The 18,679-nt window shown below is 70.4% G+C and carries 14 protein-coding genes, 1 tRNA gene, 1 other RNA gene and 1 riboswitch; of the genes, 13 read left to right on the top strand and 3 right to left on the bottom strand.

What is annotated here, in order from left to right; translation table 11 throughout:
* The first annotated feature begins 1 nt into the window (after position 1).
* From nrdI to B1H50_RS02770, 8 genes are all read left to right on the top strand, one after another.
* Positions 2-412: a class Ib ribonucleoside-diphosphate reductase assembly flavoprotein NrdI gene (gene nrdI, locus B1H50_RS02805; protein WP_080462257.1), complete on the top strand. Its 411-nt coding sequence runs from the start codon at positions 2-4 to the stop codon at positions 410-412.
* Positions 397-2,553, top strand: a complete 2,157-nt coding sequence (nrdE, locus tag B1H50_RS02800) for a class 1b ribonucleoside-diphosphate reductase subunit alpha (RefSeq protein WP_080462256.1) — start codon at positions 397-399, stop codon at positions 2,551-2,553. Before nrdI ends, nrdE begins: the two co-directional genes overlap by 16 nt.
* 509 nt (positions 2,554-3,062) lie before the next feature.
* A riboswitch (FMN riboswitch) is annotated at positions 3,063-3,195 on the top strand.
* Positions 3,196-3,295: 100 nt separating this feature from the next.
* Positions 3,296-4,363 (top strand): bifunctional diaminohydroxyphosphoribosylaminopyrimidine deaminase/5-amino-6-(5-phosphoribosylamino)uracil reductase RibD, encoded by a 1,068-nt coding sequence (gene ribD / locus B1H50_RS02795; RefSeq protein WP_229657828.1) that lies wholly within the window; start codon positions 3,296-3,298, stop codon positions 4,361-4,363.
* 20 nt (positions 4,364-4,383) lie between these two features.
* Positions 4,384-5,025, top strand: a complete 642-nt coding sequence (locus B1H50_RS02790) for a riboflavin synthase (protein WP_080462255.1) — start codon at positions 4,384-4,386, stop codon at positions 5,023-5,025.
* Positions 5,022-6,296, top strand: coding sequence for a 3,4-dihydroxy-2-butanone-4-phosphate synthase (ribB, locus tag B1H50_RS02785; protein ID WP_080462254.1), 1,275 nt, complete (start codon positions 5,022-5,024; stop codon positions 6,294-6,296). Before B1H50_RS02790 ends, ribB begins: the two co-directional genes overlap by 4 nt.
* 10 nt (positions 6,297-6,306) lie before the next feature.
* Positions 6,307-6,780: a 6,7-dimethyl-8-ribityllumazine synthase gene (gene ribH, locus B1H50_RS02780; protein WP_080462253.1), complete on the top strand. Its 474-nt coding sequence runs from the start codon at positions 6,307-6,309 to the stop codon at positions 6,778-6,780.
* A 406-nt stretch (positions 6,781-7,186) separates the two neighbouring features.
* Positions 7,187-9,076, top strand: coding sequence for a ribonucleoside triphosphate reductase (locus B1H50_RS02775; protein WP_080462384.1), 1,890 nt, complete (start codon positions 7,187-7,189; stop codon positions 9,074-9,076).
* Positions 9,077-9,151: 75 nt separating this feature from the next.
* The gene (locus B1H50_RS02770; RefSeq protein WP_080462252.1) at positions 9,152-9,913 is read left to right on the top strand and encodes an anaerobic ribonucleoside-triphosphate reductase activating protein; all 762 of its coding nucleotides are present in this window, start codon (positions 9,152-9,154) and stop codon (positions 9,911-9,913) included.
* Between the two features lie 857 nt (positions 9,914-10,770).
* On the opposite strand, the gene B1H50_RS02765 is transcribed toward B1H50_RS02770, so the two are convergent.
* Complete coding sequence (locus B1H50_RS02765) at positions 10,771-11,934, bottom strand: bifunctional glycosyltransferase family 2/GtrA family protein (protein ID WP_080462251.1); 1,164 nt, start codon at positions 11,932-11,934, stop codon at positions 10,771-10,773.
* A 1-nt stretch (position 11,935) separates the two neighbouring features.
* A complete protein-coding gene (locus B1H50_RS02760) occupies positions 11,936-12,988 on the bottom strand; it encodes a phosphodiester glycosidase family protein (protein ID WP_080462250.1) in 1,053 nt (350 codons plus the stop codon).
* Positions 12,989-13,358: 370 nt separating this feature from the next.
* Here B1H50_RS02760 and B1H50_RS10125 point away from each other — a divergent pair, with 370 nt between their 5' ends.
* Positions 13,359-13,613 carry a restriction endonuclease gene (locus tag B1H50_RS10125; RefSeq protein ID WP_080462249.1) on the top strand — a complete coding sequence of 85 codons (255 nt, stop codon included), beginning with the start codon at positions 13,359-13,361 and terminating at the stop codon, positions 13,611-13,613.
* 101 nt (positions 13,614-13,714) lie between these two features.
* A complete protein-coding gene (locus B1H50_RS02750) occupies positions 13,715-14,167 on the top strand; it encodes an abortive infection family protein (protein ID WP_143231751.1) in 453 nt (150 codons plus the stop codon).
* A 245-nt stretch (positions 14,168-14,412) separates the two neighbouring features.
* On the opposite strand, the gene B1H50_RS02745 is transcribed toward B1H50_RS02750, so the two are convergent.
* A tRNA-Ser gene (locus tag B1H50_RS02745) sits at positions 14,413-14,500 on the bottom strand.
* A 306-nt stretch (positions 14,501-14,806) separates the two neighbouring features.
* Here B1H50_RS02745 and ffs point away from each other — a divergent pair.
* The 3 genes from ffs (at position 14,807) to recR (ending at position 18,677) form a co-directional block, all read left to right on the top strand.
* Positions 14,807-14,901, top strand: an RNA gene (gene ffs / locus B1H50_RS02740) — signal recognition particle sRNA small type.
* Between the two features lie 194 nt (positions 14,902-15,095).
* Complete coding sequence (locus B1H50_RS02735) at positions 15,096-18,068, top strand: DNA polymerase III subunit gamma and tau (RefSeq protein WP_080462247.1); 2,973 nt, start codon at positions 15,096-15,098, stop codon at positions 18,066-18,068.
* 3 nt (positions 18,069-18,071) lie between these two features.
* Complete coding sequence (gene recR / locus B1H50_RS02730) at positions 18,072-18,677, top strand: recombination mediator RecR (RefSeq protein ID WP_080462246.1); 606 nt, start codon at positions 18,072-18,074, stop codon at positions 18,675-18,677.
* Positions 18,678-18,679: the final 2 nt, after the last annotated feature.

The following is an 18,679-nucleotide window of genomic DNA, read 5'->3' as shown; positions in this document are numbered from 1 at the left end:
CGTGCCTGACGCGCCCCTCCTCGTCTACTTCTCCTCCGTCTCGGAGAACACGCATCGCTTCGTCGGGAAGCTCGGCTTCCCGACGAAGCGGATCCCCCTCCTTCCCAAGGAGTCCCCCCTGAGGGTTGACGGCGAGTACGTCCTCGTCGTGCCGACCTACGGTGGTGGCGCCGTGAAGGGGGCGGTGCCCAAGCAGGTCATCCGCTTCCTCAACGACGAGCACAACCGATCCCTGTGCCGTGGCGTCATCGCGTCCGGCAATACCAACTTCGGCGAGGCCTACGGCCTTGCCGGGGACATCATCGCCGACAAGCTCGGGGTGCCCTACCTGTACCGATACGAGCTGCTCGGCACGCCCACCGACGTCGATCGCGTCGCACAAGGATTGGAACAGTTTTGGCAGACACGCTGACGGACACCGGTCTGGAGCCCTCTGGAGCCCCCGAGCTCGACTACCACGCGCTCAACGCGAAGCTCAACCTCTACGACGCGAACGGCAAGATCCAGTTCGACGCCGATCGCGCCGCCGCGCGCCAGTACTTCCTCCAGCACGTCAACCAGAACACCGTGTTCTTCCACGACCTCGAGGAGAAGCTCGAGTACCTCACCGAGGAGGGCTACTACGAGAAGCACATCCTCGACAAGTACGCCCCGGCCTTCGTCAAGAGCGCCTTCAAGGCCGCCTACGCCCACAAGTTCCGCTTCGAGACCTTCCTGGGCGCTTTCAAGTACTACACCTCGTACACGCTCAAGACCTTCGACGGCAAGCGTTACCTGGAGCGCTTCGAGGACCGCGTCACGATGGTGGCCCTCGCCCTGGCCGACGGCGACGAGCGACTCGCCCTCGACCTCATCGACGAGATGATGACCGGCCGCTTCCAGCCGGCCACCCCCACCTTCCTCAACGAGGGCAAGGCTCAGCGCGGCGAGCCCGTCTCCTGCTTCCTCGTGCGCATCGAGGACAACATGGAGTCCATCGCCCGCGGCATCAACTCCGCCCTCCAGCTGTCCAAGCGCGGTGGCGGCGTCGCCCTGCTGCTGACCAACCTGCGTGAGATGGGCGCCCCCATCAAGCGGATCGAGAACCAGTCCAGCGGCGTCATCCCGGTGATGAAGCTCCTGGAGGACTCCTTCTCCTACGCCAACCAGCTCGGCGCCCGCCAGGGCGCGGGGGCGGTCTACCTGCACGCGCACCACCCGGATATCATGCGTTTCCTGGACACCAAGCGCGAGAATGCCGATGAGAAGATCCGCATCAAGACCCTCTCGCTCGGCGTCGTCATCCCGGATATCACCTTCGAGCTCGCCAAGAATAACGAGGACATGTACCTGTTCTCCCCTTACGACGTCGAGCGCGTCTACGGGGTCCCCTTCTCGGATATCAACGTCACCGAGAAGTACCGCGAGATGGTGGACGACGGCCGGATCAAGAAGAAGAAGATCAACGCCCGCATCTTCTTCCAGACGCTGGCCGAGATCCAATTCGAATCCGGCTATCCGTACGTCATGTTCGAGGACACGGTCAACAAGGCCAACCCCATCAAGGGCAAAGTCGTCATGTCGAACCTGTGCTCCGAGATCCTGCAGGTCTCCGAGGCCAGTCGGCTCAACGAGGACCTGTCCTACGCCTATATCGGCAAGGACATCTCCTGCAACCTGGGCTCCCTCAACATCGCCAAGACCATGGACTCCCCGGACTTCGCTCGCACCATCCGCACGGCTGTACGCGGACTGACCGCCGTCTCTGACCAGACGCATCTGCCCAGCGTCCCCTCGATCGACCGTGGCAACCACGAGTCCCATGCCATTGGCCTGGGTCAGATGAACCTGCACGGTTTCCTGGCGCGCGAGTCCATCTTCTACGGCAGCGAGGAGGGCCTGGACTTCACCAACGTCTACTTCGCCTCCGTCCTCTTCGCGGCTCTGGACGCCTCCTGTGACCTGGCGATCGAGCGGGGCCGGACCTTCGTGGGATTCGAGGACTCCGCCTACGCCAGCGGCGAGTTCTTCACCAAGTACACCACCCAGGACTTCGTCCCCGTCACGGAGAAGGTCAAGGCCATCTTCGAGGCCTCCAGCGTGCACGTGCCCACTCGCGAGGATTGGGCGCGCCTGGCCGCCAAGGTCAAGGAGCACGGCCTGTACAACCGCAATCTCCAGGCGGTGCCGCCCACCGGTTCGATCTCCTACATCAACGGCTCGACCTCCTCGATCCACCCGATCGTGGCCAAGATCGAGATCCGCAAGGAGGGCAAGATCGGGCGCGTCTACTACCCGGCGCCCTACATGACGAATGACAACCTGGAGTATTACCAGGACGCCTATGAGATCGGCCCGGAGAAGATCATCGACACCTACGCCGCGGCCACGCAGCACGTCGACCAGGGCCTGAGCCTCACGCTGTTCTTCCCCGATACCGCGACCACCCGCGACGTCAACCGCGCCCAGATCTACGCGTGGCGCAAGGGCATCAAGACGCTCTACTACATCCGCCTGCGCCAGGCCGCCCTCGAGGGAACCGAGGTCCAGGGCTGCGTGAGCTGCATGCTGTGAACGACGGTGGTGGTGCTGGTTGCGTCGAGGGCGGCCGGCACCACCATGTACGCCACGGCCAGCAGCGGCGTCATGTGCTCGGCGAGCGGTCGGTAAGTCGCGGGGGCGAGGAGCGCGGCAGGAGGGCCGCGAGCATGATGAGGGGAAGACCGTGACAGCGATGCGGGCGTTGCGCTCCTGAGCGCGATCGTCGATGCTCGGCGCGGGGGAGGGGCTGTCGCGCTATGTCGGGGGGTGGGTGGCCGGTCAGGTCTTGAATGCCGTCCGGTGATGCGGCGCGGGTGGGGTCTTGGCGCCACATGTGCGCGCAGCCGGGGAGGCGCTCACGGCGCAACCCCACCCGCAGGACCATCGGCCGCCAGCCGAACGGGGCGTGGGCCAACTCGCCCACCCACCACACCGTCACGGGGCACGACCATGGCAACCGCTCCGATGACACCGCTCATCGGCCTCGACCGGACGGCACAGCACGATGGCGCGCTCCCACAGCCTGTGGCAGACTGCTCGCGTCATGTCCCGGGGACGGTGAGATTCCGTACCGGCGGTCACAGCCCGCGACCCGGTGGTCGATCCGCTCGACAACCGGCTGATCTGGTGGAACTCCAGAGCCGACAGTGAAAGTCTGGATGGGAGGGAGCATGGGCGCGCTGGCCGCATCGGCCCCACCCGGGGCCGCCGTCCCAACGCGCCTCGCGTAGAACGCGCCGCCCTCCCCTCGCCCCGCAGCCGAGAGGAGCAGGAAGTGAGAGGCGGGAACCCGCGCGAATCGACCTGGACGCGTGCCGAGAGCGAGGCCATGTCCGCGGCCCTCGAGGCCGCCCGCCAGGGCCCCCGCGGCGCCAATCCCCTCGTGGGCGCGGCCATTCTCATCGACGGGCGGATCATCGCGGTCGGCCACCACCGGGGCGCCGGCACGCCCCATGCGGAAGTCGACGCCATCGACGCCGCCCGCCACGCCGGAGCGGACTTCAGCCGAGCCGAGCTCCTCGTCACCCTCGAGCCCTGCGGCCACACCGGCCGCACTCCGCCCTGCGCCCAGGCCATCATCGATGCTGGCATCCCCCGCGTCATCCACGCCATCGACGACCCGAACCCCACCGCCTCCGGTGGGGCAGCCGCCCTTCGCGCTGCCGGCGTCGAGGTCCGCAGCGGTCTCCTGGCCCCCGAGGCCACCGTCCTCAACTCCCGCTGGCTCGAGTGCGCCCGCGCCCGCCGCCCCTTCGTCACCGCCAAGACCGCCATGACCCTCGACGGGCGCATCGCCGCCGCCGACGGCACCAGCCAGTGGATCACCGGCCCCGCCGCCCGAGCCTCCGGCCACGACCTGCGCGCACGGGCGGGCGCGATCCTCGTCGGCTCGGGCACCCTCGCTGCCGACAACCCCCGCCTCACCGCCCGCGTCGGCTCGGGCGCTTCCAGCGCCTCCACGTCCCCCATCCACCAGCCGCTGCGCTGCGTCATGGGCCTGCGCCCCGTCCCCTCGGATGCCGCCCTGCGCGCCGACGACCACTGGCTCCACCTGCCCACCCGCGATCCCCGCGAAGCCCTCGCTGTTCTCGCCGAGCGCGGCATCGGACACGTCCTCATCGAGGGAGGCGCCACCGTGCTGACCGCCTTCCTCGCCGCGGATCTCGTCGACGAGCTCATCGTCCACATCGCACCCCTCCTCCTGGGCTCCGGCCGCGGCGCCGTCGGCGACCTCGGTATCGCCACCCTCGCCGGCGCCCATCGCTTCCAGCCAGACTGCCCGCCCGTCCTCCTCGGCGACGACATCGTCATCCGTTGCACCGCCTCCCCGCGCGCCCACTGACCCCATACGGAAGGACCCCCATGTTCACAGGCATCATCGCCGGCACGGGTACCGTGCTCGACCTCGCGCCCACCAATCGCCCCGGCGTCACCCGGCTCATCATCGATGCGGGCGAGCTCATCGCCGACCTCCCCGACGGCGGCTCGCTCGCCGTCAACGGGGTCTGCCTGACCGCCGTGCCCGCCCCCGGCGCCTTCGCCGCCGACCTCATGGGCGAGACCCTTCAGCGCACCACGCTCGGCTCCCTCGGCGCCGGCAGCCGCGTCAACCTGGAGCGCTGCGTGCCCGCGGGCGGCCGCCTCGACGGTCACATCGTCCAAGGTCACGTCGACGCCGTTGGCGCAGTCCTGGCCATCACGGACCAGGGCGGGTGGATGCTCATGCGCGTTTGCCTCCCCGCTCCCCTGGCGGGTCAGGTCGCCGCCAAGGGCTCCATCGCCGTCGACGGCGTCTCCCTCACCGTCACCGGCGTGAGCCCCGCCGACGAGCGCGAGCCCTGGTTCGAGATCGGCCTCATCCCCGCCACCCTGGCCACCACCACCCTCGGTGAGGCGCGGGTGGGAGCCCTCGTCAACCTGGAGACCGATGTCGTGGCCAAGTACGTCGCGCGCCTCACCGACGTCGGGGCCGCCCACTCCGCGCAGACGGGGGACACCGCATGAGCGCCTCCGCGATCCCCGCCGGGTTCGACGACGTCGTCCGCGCTGTCGAGCAGCTCGCCGCCGGCCGCCCCGTCATCGTCACCGACGACGCCGACCGTGAGAACGAGGGCGACCTCATTGCCGCAGGGGGCCTGCTCACCGCGCAGACCCTCGGCTTCCTCGTGCGCCACACCTCCGGCTACATCTGCTCCCCCATGACCCGCCAGCGCGCGCGGAGCCTCGGCCTGGACCTCATGGTCCCCGACAACCAGGATCCCCGCGGCACCGCTTACACGGTCAGCTGCGATGCCGCCAGCGGCGTGACCACGGGCATCAGCGCTGCCGACCGCGCCCTGACCATCCGCACGCTGGCCGACCCCGATTCCACCGCCACGAGCCTGCACCGGCCCGGCCACGTGCTTCCCCTCATCGCCCGCGCCGGCGGCGTCCTCGAGCGCCCCGGGCACACCGAGGCCGCTGTGGACCTGTGCCGCCTGGCCGGCCTCGAGCCCGTGGCCGCCATCGGTGAGATCGTTGACGACGCCGGCGCCCTCATGCGCGTCGAAGCCCTGCGCGCCTTCAGCGCCGAGCACGGCCTGACCATGCTCGGCATCGATCGCCTCGCCGCCTGCCTGCGCGGCCTGTCCGCCTTCCAGCGCAGCGAGGCCGTCGAGCTGCCCACCGACCGCGGTGTCTTCGAGGCCATCGCCTGGAGCCGCGCAGACGCGATCGGCGCTTCCGAGTCGGGCGCCAGCGGTCCTGCCGAGATCGCCGGAGCCCCGGCCGAGCACCTGAGCCTCGCGGCCCCCGGCGCCCGCCCCGCCCCGGTGCCCCTCGTGCGCCTGCACTCCGAGTGCCTGACCGGTGACGTCTTCGCCTCCCACCGCTGCGATTGCGGCCAGCAGCTCGACGCCGCCATGGCGCGCGTCCAGGCCGAGGGAGGCGCCGTCATCTACCTGCGGGGTCATGAGGGGCGTGGGATCGGTCTGGTCAACAAGCTGCGCGCCTACCACCTCCAATCCCAGGGCGCGGACACGGTCGAGGCCAATGAGCTCCTCGGCCTGCCCGGTGAGGCCCGCGAATGGCGTGACGCCGCGGACATCCTGGCCGAGCTCGGGCTGCGCCGCATCCGCCTGCTCACCAACAATCCTCTCAAGGTCGAGGCCATGCGGCGCGCTGGGATCGATGTCGTGGGCGCCGAGCCCCTGGAGATCCCCGCGCGACCGCAGAACCTCGCCTACCTGCGCACCAAGCGCGATCGCATGAACCACGCCCTCACCCACCTGTCCTGAAGGAGGAGCCATGTCCGGATCCGGAGCACCGACCACTGCCATCACCCCCGGTCTCGCCGGCCGTCCCCTGCGCCTGGCCATCGTCGCCGCCCAGTGGCATGACGCCGTCATGAACGGCCTCATCGGTGGTGCCACGCGCCTTGCCGCCGAGGCCGGCATCACGCCCGATATCATTCGCGTCCCCGGCAGCTTCGAGCTTCCTCTGGGCGCGCAGCGGGCCGCGGCGGACCACGACGCCGTCGTCGCCCTCGGCGTCGTCATCCGCGGCGGCACCCCGCACTTCGACTACGTCTGCGATGGCGCCACGGCCGGCCTCATGCGCGTCATGCTCGACACCGGCGTCCCCGTGGGCTTCGGCCTGCTCACCTGCGACGACGAGCAGCAGGCGCTCGATCGGGCCGGCCTGGAGGGATCCGTGGAGGACAAGGGTCGCGAGGCCGCGGCCGCCGCCCTGGCGATGGCGCGCGGTGCGGGTGCCGCCTGATCCCCGAAGTGGCGAGGTCGACGCGCCGCCCGGTCGCCGGATGTGTGACGCGCGCCTCAATACGCTCGCCTAGCATCGGTCGGCCGACCGCCCCTCCCCGCTGCTGGGTTTCACCGTCGTCCCGCCGAAAAGTCGATGGTTATCGGTGTGAGAGTTACTGCTTCGCAACCGTATGAGACCACAAGATATTGTGGTTGATGGAGTCAACATGCCCACATAGTGTGTTGCATGAGTGTGATTCGGGGGTAAGGTCGGTCGCGTCGTCGGCCGCGCGGCACCCGAGTGGGGCCCGCGAGCGTCATCGCAGACAGCACAGAGGGAGAGAGCAGTGCCCGCACAGCCCGAGAACCAGTCCGCCCGCCCCGCCGAGCCCGTCGGCTTCTCCCCCGCGGCCCGCCCCGAGCTCGTGGCCCAAGGCGCCGCTGACTCCGCTGTGGCCGGAGGGGAGCGCCCTGTCGTCGACGCCGTCGCCACCATCACCGAGTACCTCGACCGCTCCGACTGGCGCGTCAACGCCAACGCCAACCAGGGCTACTCGCTGGGCGGGATGATCCTCAACACCTCCGGCAAGATCATCGCCAACTACTGGCTGAGCCAGATCTACTCCCGCGAGGCCGGCCGGGCCCACCGCGAGGGCGACCTGCACATCCACGACCTCGACATGTTCGCCGGGTACTGCGCCGGCTGGTCGCTCAAGTCCCTTCTCCAGCAGGGTTTCAACGGCATCCCCGGCAAGATCGCCTGCAACCCTCCCAAGCACTTCTCCTCCGCCGTCGGGCAGATCGTCAACTTCCTGGGCACCTTGCAGAACGAGTGGGCCGGCGCCCAGGCCTTCTCCTCCTTCGACACCTACATGGCCCCCTTCGTCCGCCTCGATTCCATGACCTACGAGGAGGTCCGGCAGGGGATGCAGGAACTCATCTTCAACCTCAACGTCCCCTCGCGCTGGGGCACCCAGACGCCCTTCACCAATCTCACCTTCGACTGGACCTGCCCCGCCGACCTCGCCGAGGAGCACCCCCTCGTCGGCGATGAGCTCTGCGACTTCACCTACGGCGACCTCGCCGAGGAGATGGGCATGATCAACCGCGCCTTCATGGAGGTGATGACCGACGGCGACGCCGACGGCCGCGTCTTCACCTTCCCCATCCCCACCTACAACATCACCAAGGACTTCGACTGGGAATCGGAGAACGCCGAGCGGCTGTTCACCATGACCGCGAAGTACGGCCTGCCCTACTTCCAGAACTTCATCAACTCCGAGCTCGACCCCGGCATGATCCGCTCCATGTGCTGCCGCCTCCAGCTCGACCTGCGCGAGCTCCTCAAGCGCGGCAACGGCCTGTTCGGGTCCGCCGAGCAGACCGGAAGCGTCGGCGTCGTCACCATCAACATGGCGCGGCTGGGCTATCTCCACCGCGGTGACGAAGCCTCCCTCACCGCGGCCCTCGACCACCTCATGGAGTTGGGGCGCGACACCCTCGAGCTCAAGCGCACCGTCATCCAGCACCACATCGACACCGGCCTCTTCCCCTTCACCAAGCGCTGGCTGGGCACTCTCGACAACCACTTCTCCACCATCGGCGTCAACGGCATGAACGAGATGGTCCGCAACTTCACGGCGGATGAGTACGACCTCACCGACCCGCGCGGCCACGCCATGTGCGTGCGCATCCTCAACCACGTGCGCGCCGCGATGGTGGAGTTCCAGGAGGCCACCGGACACCTCTACAACCTCGAGGCCACCCCCGCCGAGGGCACCACCTACCGCTTCGCCAAGGAGGATCTGCGCCGCTTCCCGGACATCCTCCAGGCCGGCACTCCCGCCAATCCCTACTACACGAACTCCTCGCAGCTGCCGGTGGGTTACACGGACGACCCCTTCGCCGCTCAGGAGATGCAGGAGGAGCTGCAGACCAAGTACACCGGCGGCACCGTTCTGCACCTGTACATGAACGAGCGCATCTCCTCGGCCGCCGCCTGCAAGGAGCTCGTGCGCCGCTCGCTCACGGCGTTCCGCACCCCCTACATCACCATCACTCCCACCTTCTCCATCTGCCCGGTCCACGGCTACCTGCCCGGCGAGCAGGCCACCTGCGAGAAGTGCTCCGCTCTCCACCCCGATGCCGAGCCCACCGAGTGCGAGGTCTGGACCCGCGTCATGGGTTACTTCCGGCCCGTGCGCTCCTTCAACATCGGCAAGAAGGGCGAGTACGCCGAGCGCCGGATGTTCACCGAGGGCGCCGCCGCCGGGCACGGCCCCGTCGCCTCCCGACTGACCGCCGTGAGCGCGTGAGGGCCCACGGCGGAGACGGGGGTGGCAAGTTGAAGACCCGCCGCCTCGATGAGATCGTCGCGGAGCTCGGGCTTGATGCTTGAGGCGGACGGGTCGAGAGCCCGGCTCGCCGGTCCCGCTGATTCCCTGGTGATCGCGGGGCTGGTGCCCATGAGCACCGTCGACTGGCCCGACCGCCTCGTGGCCACGGTGTTCTGCCAGGGCTGCCCCTGGAACTGCTTCTACTGCCACAACCGGGCGCTCATCCCCGCCCGCGCCCCGGGCGCGGTGGCCTGGGAGGAGGTTCGAGAGCTGCTGGAGCGGCGGCGCGGTCTGCTCGACGGCGTCGTCTTCACCGGCGGGGAGGCCCTGCGCCAGGACGCCCTCGCCGGCGCCGCGGCCGAGGCGCGCTCGATGGGCTTCGCCGTCGGGCTGCACACGGCCGGCGCCTACCCGAGGCGGCTGGCCGACCTCGTGGCCTCCGGCCTCATCGACTGGGTGGGCCTGGATATCAAAGCCCTGCCCGAGCACTACGAGGCCGTCGTCGGCCGCCCCGGTGCGGGGGAGAAGGCCTGGTCCTGCCTGGCCGCGCTCGTGGCTTCCCGCGCCGTCGGGGGGCCGGGCCTCGAGGTGCGCACCACCGTGGTGCCGGGGGACGTCACCGCCGACGACGCCGTCGAGGTCGCCCGCCGCGTCCACGATGCCGGGGCGCGGGTCTACGCCCTCCAGCAGGCGCGCGGGAGGGGGACGAGCGGGGCCTTCGACGTCGTCGCTCCCGGCTGGGACGCCCGGTGCGAGCGCATGGCCGAGGCCATCGAGACCCTCGGCTGGGATCGGTTCACCTACCGGCCGGCCTGAGGCGCGGGCCCCGGGGCCGAGTGGGCGGCGCCGGAGACAGCGCCGACCCCGGCGGGGAGCTTCCCGTATGTCTCGGCGATGGCAAGGCGCGATCGCGGCGCGGCTACGGCGATCTCAGGCGGGACACGCCTGATCTCGGGCGGGAAACGGAGTGTCTCAGGGGCAGCAAGTCCCGGTATCGCCGGGGAAACAACGGTCTCGGTGCTCTTAAGGACCGATCTCGTTTGGAGGTCTGAAATGCCCTCTCCGGCAACTTTTCAGTGTCGTTGCGACGTGGAAGCGACCGTGCAGGAGGGTGAATCCCCAGGTCGGAGGCCTAAACTCTGAGGACCTTCTTCTCAGGATGTAACGATTGGTAGGGAACTTGCAGAGCCGCGGAGCGCCGCATAGTCTTTGAGTCGTCGCGGGGCACCCCGAACCCCGCACGATGTCACGAGCACAGAGAAGCGAAAGGATGGTGTACACAGGAAGGTGATGGCGAGTTGGATCACATGGGGGATCCGCCGAGTCAATCGCACACCTCCGCTCGTTCCTCGAGTACCCGCGCAGCCCGATTCCTATCCCAGGATCTCGTCCCTGATCCCTGAGCCCTGATCTCCCTGGGTCCTGGTCCCTGTAGGAATCAACGGCACGCGCGCCGTGACATGAGCCGCGCCCCCTGAAGGCGCGCACCGACCCGATGGCCGACCCTGACGATCTCTGATTGGTCATCGGTGCGGGCCGAGCCCCGGTCCTGCCGCCCTGAACGGCCGGACCGGGGCTCGGTGCTTCCCGCCCGGCATTCCCCTGGCACCCGTGCGCCCCGCCCCGCTCTGCGCGCCCCGGACACCGATCCCCTCCCGACGCCGGCCGGATCCTCACGCGGAGTCGCGGAAGACGAGCCTGCGCTGGGCGAGGTAGGAGGCGACGTACACGGCGCCGTCGCCCAGGATCTTGGCGACGCCCAGTGGGATCCCGAACCCCGTGAGGATCCGCAGCGCCAAGTAGCTGCCGACCAGCAGCGTCACCGCGAGCAGGAAGTAGCGGGCGGCCGTGCGGTGCACAGTGCCCGGCGCCGCCCGGAAGACCCGCCGGTTCATGAAGAAGTTCGCGCTCCCGGACACCAGGCGCGCCCCAACGGTCGCCACCAGCAGGTTCCCAGTCATCGCGAAGAGCGCCATGACGGCTGCCCAGTCGATGGCGAAGCAGCTCATGGAGGCGGCGATGAACCGCAGCAGCGGGGTGTAGATGCGGGCCGAGTCGGCGATGGGCCGGAAGTGGCTGGACGGATTGCCGGGCTCGTAGACGGTGGTGATCTCCACCTCCTCCACGGTCATCCCGAGCTCCCGGGCGCGCAGCAGGGCGCTGAGCTCGTACTCGTAGCGGTCCCCGGGCACCGACTGCAGCCAGTTGAACGCCCCGGCGGGGTAGCCGCGCAGCCCGGTCTGGGTGTCGCCGAGCGCCCAGCCGGTAGCGCCCCGGAACAGCAGGGCGGTCGCCGTGTTTCCGATCCGGCTGCGCAGCGGTACCGAGCCGGTGAAACGGCGCACGCCGAGCGCCATGCGCCGCGTCCGGCGCACCCGGGTCGCAACGGCAGCGATATCGGCGGGCCTGTGCTGCCCATCGGCGTCGGCGCAGACCACGTCGGCCCCGGGCCGCAGCCGCGCGGCATGGGCCAGTCCGGTGCGCAGCGCGTGCCCCTTGCCCCGGTTGCCCTCGTAGCCGATGACGATGGCGCCCTGGTGGCGGGCGGCCTCGAAGACGGGCGAGTACTCGGGTCCCGAGCCGTCATCGACGACGAGCACGGTGCATCCCGGCAGCTCCCGGCGCAGGTCCGCGGTGAGCTCGGCCAGGCGCGCATCGGGGCGGTAGGCGGGGATGAGCACGGCCAGGAGCACCGTCGTCGCCTCCCCGACCGGCTCCTGGGAATCCGCCCGGGGCGAGCGCCGACCAGGCGTCGGCGGCATTGCCCACTTATCGGTGGCGGCGCTCGCGGCGCCCGTGATCGGCCCCGGCGCGGTGAGGGTTCGCGTGCTGCTCATCTCAGGCCCCCTGCGCGATGTAGAGGATGTCGGACGTGGCCCGCTCGCCGCCGTTGGAGGGTCGGTTGATGATCGAGCCGTTGAAGTACATGGCGGATGAGCCGCCGCCGTCGAGGTTGTAGGCCGACTGGCAGCCCAGATCAGCCATGATCCGCGCGAGCTCGGTCATGGTGGCGCCGCGCGAGTGGCCCTTCGAGCGGCCATCGATGACGACGAGCATGTAGTGGTTCGTGTCGATGCATCCCAGTGCGGTGCGGGGCTGCAACCCCTGGATGGAGTGGTTGCCGACATTCGTGTCCACCTCAACGGACTCGATGCCGGAGACGACCCGGCCATCGCGCACGAGCGCCGGTCCGAAGGACAGGGTGTTCCAGACCCCGGCGGAGGCGAGGGCCTGGGCGTTGGTGGCGGTCTCGTCGTAGATCTCCACGTGGCCGTCGGTGTAGAAGGCGATGCCCTCGCGGGCGGGGGAGTCGCGGTAGACCGTGCCGTTTCGGATGAGAATGCCGGTCTCGCGGAAGCCGTAGTAGTCGCCGTTGATGGCGAAGATGGCGTTGTTGGCCGAGGCGATATCGCTGGGCTTGGCGGTGATGTTGAGGCCGAACCGGTTGGAGGCGAAGGCGCTGCGAACGGCGGTGGCGTCTGAGACGGTGATGTCCGCCGTGTAGTAGGTGAGCGTGTCCGAGCCGGATCCAGTGGCCGTGGTACCGATCTGGATCGAGGTGGTGGGGGAGGTGTAGGAGGTGTCGGTCAGGGTGATCTGCTCCGCGCTCGCGGTGGCCTGGGCCGCATCGGTGACGATGGAGTTCGCGGCCTCATAGGCGGAGGCGTCCGTGACCTCGACGTGGTCGATGATGAAGCGATCCAGCGCCCAGGCCGAGCCCCCGGCGGCGCTGACGCCGAGGACGGCGGCGCCGCCGAGCAGGAAGCGGCGGCGGCTGTGGCGGCGCTTGGAGGCGGAGGAGGGGCTTGCGTGGGCGGCGGTCCCCGGGACGGTGGCGCCAGCGGCGTCCTCGGAGCCGGGCGTGATGGCGGTGCTATGCGTGCTGGTCATGGCAGGAAGCCTGACCGGCGAGCGTAAGGCCCCCATTGGTCGGCGTTGTGCAGTCCCTGTGAGAGCGTCCGGGCCGATTCGGCACGCTCATGCGGGGGCGGGAAGGGCGGATCATGGGGATGGCCTGCCGGGGGGCGTGGGTGCCGGGCTTCGAACGCGCACTCACGGGCCCCTATACGCTACGCATTCGAGACGGCGCCGATGATGGGCTTCAACGCGTTCGCAACGAGGGGTCGGTGCGGGTGCAGTCCCGGGCGTGCCGTCCCCACTGGCGGAGGACAGAAGGGGGTGTCGCGCGACCCTCAGGTGAGGGGAGCCCGGCGGGAGGAAGCCCCTCGGTACCAGGTGATGTGCCCCGCCGTGGCCAAGAATCGATCATGGGCCCTCTCTGACCTGGAGCGCGCGCGGGCGGCGCGGGCGCCCGGACCGTGGGATCGACCTCGTGGCCCGGCGCCGGGATGGCAGCGGCATGTGTGCGGTGCAGTGCAAGTTCTACGACCCCAAGCACAGGGTGACGAAGGATGACGTCGACTCCTTCCTGAAGGATTTCAGGCGGCCGCTCGTCGAGGCGCCTCGCGTGACCTCCTGGAGAAAATCCTGTCGCTTCTCCGCCATCGTGCTTTAATCGTGTCACCTGACGGTGAACTGACTCAGGGTGCTGCTCGACTGCGCGACGCCCTCAATCGCGATGGCTGGACTCTGAGCCCTCAGGGCGAGTTGAGGGTCGTGGGTGATATCGATCTCGATACCGGGGGAAGGGAAGCTCTCGATGAGGCCCTTGAACGCCTGCGCAGAAGTTCTGATGACCCAGCGCTCGCGATCGGGACGGCGAAGGATCTTCTCGAGTCGGTGGCGAAGTTCGTTCTTGAAGAGCTGGGTATGGGTGTGCAAAAAGGCGCGCCGTTCAATCAACTGTGGCATGTTGTGCAAGAGTGTCTAGGTGTTCTTTCGAAAAACGTCGATACGGACCTCGCAGGTTACAAGGAGATACGTCAGATCCATCAGTCGTCGTGGGATATCGCTCGGAATGTGAGCGCGCTCCGGAATCTTCAGGGAACGGGGCATGGGAGGACGCTTCCGACCGGAGTCTCGAAGGAACTCACCTGGCTGGTTGTGCGCGAGGCATGCAGCGTGGCCGAGTACATGCTCCGCCTCCTCGACAAGGAGCAGGGTAGATAGGGGCTGTCAACAGCCAAGTCGACCATCGACCCAGGGATGAGGAGGAGCGGCGGCATTGCACGAATCGACGGGATCGAGGTGTCAATTCTGCTGCCGTGCGGGCTCGACCTCGCGGAGGAGGCTCATGCGATCCGTGTGATTCCAGCAATCGTCGTCGGTGTCGATCGGCCGGCCCCTGAGCACGGCAGCAGAATCGACAAACCCCTCCGCGACGGGGCCGTCGACTCGTCGCGGCGCCGGTCCTTTGGCGGAGGATGGGGGATTCGAACCCCCGAGGGCTTGCACCCAACACGCTTTCCAAGCGTGCGCCATAGGCCACTAGGCGAATCCTCCAGGCGCTCCACGCGGCCAGCGGCCACGTGCAACGGAGAGCGAATATACCGACCCCTCCGGATCGGCGCCACTCGACCTGGTCCCGGCGCCGGTGGGATCGGTCACGCGCATCGGTGAGGGCTCGGAGGCGGACTCCGCCGGCAGCGGGTCTGGCGAGCACCTGAGGGCGCCGGCCCTGTGAGCGCCGGGGAGGCGGCCCGCGGTCGAGCCCGCCTTCGTCCCGCCGCGGCAATCCGACGCGACGCTCTGAGAGGGCGGCCGGGGCGCCGAGGGCGACGGGGCGGGGCGACGTCGGGTATGGTGTTGCCCGGCCCCTCGTGCGGCGTCATCCAGTGAATCCCCCAGGACCGGAAGGTAGCAAGGGTAAGCGGGCTCTGGCGGGTGCACGGGGGGTCCTCACGTGCCGGGCGAAGGCGCGATGGCCGGCACTGCGCGCTGAGTGGTGACGTGCGCGCCGACATGGTGCGTCCTGCCCGCGCCTGTGGGCGCGGATGGCACCTATGGGTGCAGACGGCACCGGTCGGTGCGGATGGCGCTGCCCCCGCTCGCCCCATTCGCCTCGCGCGGCGTCATCCCTCCCGTTTAGAGTCGGAGGGTGACCACCGCGCTCTACCGCCGCTACCGCCCGGATGCCTTCCAGGACGTCATCGGGCAGGACCACGTGACCGCCCCCCTTATGGCGGCCCTGCGCGGCGACCGCGTGACCCATGCCTACCTCTTCTCCGGCCCGCGCGGTTGCGGCAAGACCACATCCGCCCGAATCCTCGCCCGCTGCCTCAACTGCGAGCAGGCCCCCACCGACACCCCCTGCGGGGCCTGCTCCTCCTGCCGCGACCTGGCCACCGGCGGCCCCGGCAGCCTCGACGTCGTCGAGATCGACGCCGCGTCCCACAACGGCGTCGACGACGCCCGCGATCTGCGCGAGCGCGCTGCCTTCGCCCCCGCCCGGGACCGCTACAAGATCTTCATCCTCGACGAGGCCCACATGGTCACCCCCCAGGGCTTCAACGCCCTGCTCAAGCTCGTCGAGGAGCCCCCGGCGCACGTGAAGTTCATCTTCGCCACCACCGAGCCGGAGAAGGTCATCGGCACCATCCGCTCGCGCACCCACCACTACCCCTTCCGGCTCGTCCCCCCGGACATCCTGGAGGTCTACCTCGCGCACCTGTGCGACGCCGAGGGCGTGCGCGTCGGCCCGGGCGTCTACCCGCTCGTCGTGCGCGCCGGAGGCGGCTCCGTGCGCGACACCCTGTCCGTCATGGACCAGCTCATCGGCGGCGCCATCGGCGGCGCCGTCGACTACGAGCGCGCCGTCGCCCTCCTGGGGTACACGGACGTCACCCTCCTGGACAGCTGCGTGGACGCCATCGCCGGTGCCGACGGCGCAGGAGTCTTCCGCGTCGTGGACCGGGTGGTCGCCTCCGGGCACGACCCCCGCCGATTCGTCGAGGACCTCCTCCAGCGGCTGCGCGACCTACTCGTCATCGCCCTGGCAGGCTCCGAGGCAGGGCCTGCGCTGGGCTCCCTGCCCGCGGACCAGCTGGCGCGCATGGAGGTTCAGGCCCGCACCGTCGGCGCCGCCGGGCTCTCCCGCGCGGCCGACCTCACCGCCCAGGCCCTCGGCCAGATGGTCGGGGCCACCTCCCCGAGGCTTCAGCTCGAGCTCCTCATGGCGCGCCTCCTCGTCCCCTCCCAGCGTGCTGGGACGGCAGGGAGCCCGACGCCGCAGACGGGCAGGGCTGGAACGCCTGGGCAGCAAGGGCAGATGGGTGGCGCGGGCCAGTCGGGCCGCGCATCCGGTGGGGCTGCGCAGGCCCCCCAGGCCGGCTCCGGCCGGGAGATGGCCGCCCAGATCGCACAGCGCGCGGCCTCAGGGGTCCAAGGGCCATCGGCGCCCTCCGCACCTGCCGCGCCGAGTGCACCGGCTGCCCCGGTCGCGCCTGCCCAGAGCGTCGCACGGCCCGCTGCCCCCCATGAGCCGGCGCCCGCCCGGTCGGTCGCCGTTGACTGGGACGCCCCGGCCTCGCCCGGCATGGGTGCGGGAGCGCCAGCCGCACCCGCCTCCGCGGCTTCTGCCGCCCCTATGGCAGCGAGCGCGCCCATGGCGCCCTCCACCCCCGAGGCGCCGGGCACGCCCTCCGCCCCGGCGGAGTCATCGAGCCCCATCGATGGCTGGGGCGAGGCGGCCCGGCCCGGAGCGCCGTCGGCGCCCTCCGCCCCATCCCGGCCCGCCGCGCCAGCCGGCGCCGCCGATGCCGAGATGCTGCGCGCGCGCTGGGAGGAGGTGCTCGACGCAGCGAAGCGCTCGCGCCGCGCCACGTGGGCGCTCGTCGGCCCCAACGCCCAGCCAGGGCCCATCAGCGGCGGCACTCTCACTCTCCTGTTCACCGCGCCCGGTCTCGTCGGTGCCTTCGACAACGGTGGGCACGGCCCCATCCTCGCCGCTGCCATCCACCAGGCCCTCGGCCTCGAGCTCCAGGTGAGCGCCGTCGTCACCGGCGGTGACGGGGCGGGCCCGGGAGACCCGGCCGGGCAGGGCGGTGGGTCCGGTCGAGGTCCCGGTGGCCCGCCGCGCCAGCCGGCCCCGACGCCGCGGAGTCCGCGCGGCGCCCAGAGCGCCCCCGCCGCCCCGGCTGGGCGCCCCAGCCACCAGACCACCCCCACCGCCTGGGACGAGCCCGCCCCCTTCGGGCCGGAGCCCCCGATGGACGAGGCCCCCGAGCCCCCGCAGGGCCCCAACCCCGAATCCGGCGCTCCCGTCTGGGGCGGAGCGCCGAGCATCCCGAGCGACCGCGCGCCGTCATCGGGGGAGCCCAGCGCCCCCGCGGCGCCGTCCGCGCCCGTCCCGCCGTCGCCTCCGACCGCCCGCGCCGTCGGTGACGACGGGTGGGGCGAGGTCGCCATCCCCGGTGGCGCGCTCGCGGCCGCCAAGGCCGAGCCGGAGTCCCCGGCCGCCGTGCCGCAGGCGGAATCGTCCTCTGCCGCCTCCACTCCGCGGCCCTCGGCCGCCCCCGCGGGCCGCGCCTGGGACACCCCCTCGCCCGAGGAGGATGCCCCGCTGGCCACCGTCCACCGCCTCCACGCCCTGCCCGAGATCCCGCACCCCACCGCTTCCTCCCCGTCGGCCGCCGCGCCGTCGCCGAGCGTCGCATCTGCCTCGGCCCCGGCCGCTCCCGCCCCGCACCCGGCGGTCAGCTGGGACGGCCCCTCCTCCTTCTCCGACGGCGCGCCCATCCCCGATGAGCCCGCGGACGACGGCGAAGGCATTGCCCCCGAGGACACGGACACCTGGACGCCCGCCCCCGGCGTCTCCGCTGCTGTTGCCGCCGCGCGCGCCGCCGCCCGCGGCCAGGCCCCGCCCGGCCGGAACCGGTCCGGACAGGCGGGCACCGGCACGCCGGGCGCCGCCGGGGGCGCCGGTTCGCCGGCCGTGTCCCCGGAGGACGACACCCCCAGTGAGGATGATGAGGACGCCGAGGAGTCCGGCGTCGTCGGCCTCGAGGTCGTCAAGCGGCTTCTGGGCGCCACCGTCCTGGAAGAGGTCACTGTCACTCAGGAAGGACGCTGAGGCGTGCCCGCTGTCTATGAAGGCGCCGTCCAGGATCTCATCGACGAGTTCGGCGATCTGCCCGGCATCGGCCCCAAATCCGCCCAGCGCATGGCCTTCCACATCCTGGCCGCCGACTCGGCCTCGGTCGAGCGGCTCATCGACGCCCTGCGAGCCGTCAAGGCGCGCGTGCGCTTCTGCGCCACCTGCGGCAACATCGCCGAATCCGAGCAGTGCGCGATCTGCCGTGACCCTCGCCGCGACGGCCGCGTCATCTGCGTCGTCGAGGAGCCCAAGGACGTCGTCGCCATCGAGCGCACCCGAGAGTACCGGGGCCTCTACCACGTGCTCGGCGGCGCCATCGACCCCATCAGCGGGGTGGGCCCGGATGACCTGCGCGTGCGCGAGCTCTTCGCCCGCCTGGGCTCCGGGGAGGTCGAGGAGGTCATCCTGGCCACGGATCCCGACGTCGTCGGGGAGGCCACCGCCGCCTACCTGACCCGGATGCTGCGCACCATGTCCGTGCCCGTCTCCCGACTCGCCTCGGGCCTGCCGGTGGGATCCGACCTGGAGTACGCCGACGAGGTCACGCTCGGCCGCGCCTTCGAGGGCCGCCGCCGCGTCGAGTGACT

Origin of the sequence: Actinomyces gaoshouyii (genome assembly GCF_002072175.1) — a bacterium.
GTDB classification, from domain to species: Bacteria; Actinomycetota; Actinomycetes; order Actinomycetales; family Actinomycetaceae; genus Actinomyces; species Actinomyces gaoshouyii.
Note: the sequence above shows the minus strand (reverse complement) of the source record. Positions and strands in the feature narration are given on the sequence as shown.

What these genes read in the sequence shown, in the direction of transcription:
- ribH (WP_080462253.1), top strand. Translation starts at nt 6,307, where the DNA reads ATGTCCGGATCCGGAGCACCGACCACTGCCATCACCCCCGGTCTCGCC.
- ribB (WP_080462254.1), top strand. Translation starts at nt 5,022, where the DNA reads ATGAGCGCCTCCGCGATCCCCGCCGGGTTCGACGACGTCGTCCGCGCT.
- B1H50_RS02790 (WP_080462255.1), top strand. Translation starts at nt 4,384, where the DNA reads ATGTTCACAGGCATCATCGCCGGCACGGGTACCGTGCTCGACCTCGCG.
- B1H50_RS02770 (WP_080462252.1), top strand. Translation starts at nt 9,152, where the DNA reads ATGCTTGAGGCGGACGGGTCGAGAGCCCGGCTCGCCGGTCCCGCTGAT.
- B1H50_RS02760 (WP_080462250.1), bottom strand. Translation starts at nt 12,988, where the DNA reads ATGACCAGCACGCATAGCACCGCCATCACGCCCGGCTCCGAGGACGCC.
- B1H50_RS02765 (WP_080462251.1), bottom strand. Translation starts at nt 11,934, where the DNA reads ATGAGCAGCACGCGAACCCTCACCGCGCCGGGGCCGATCACGGGCGCC.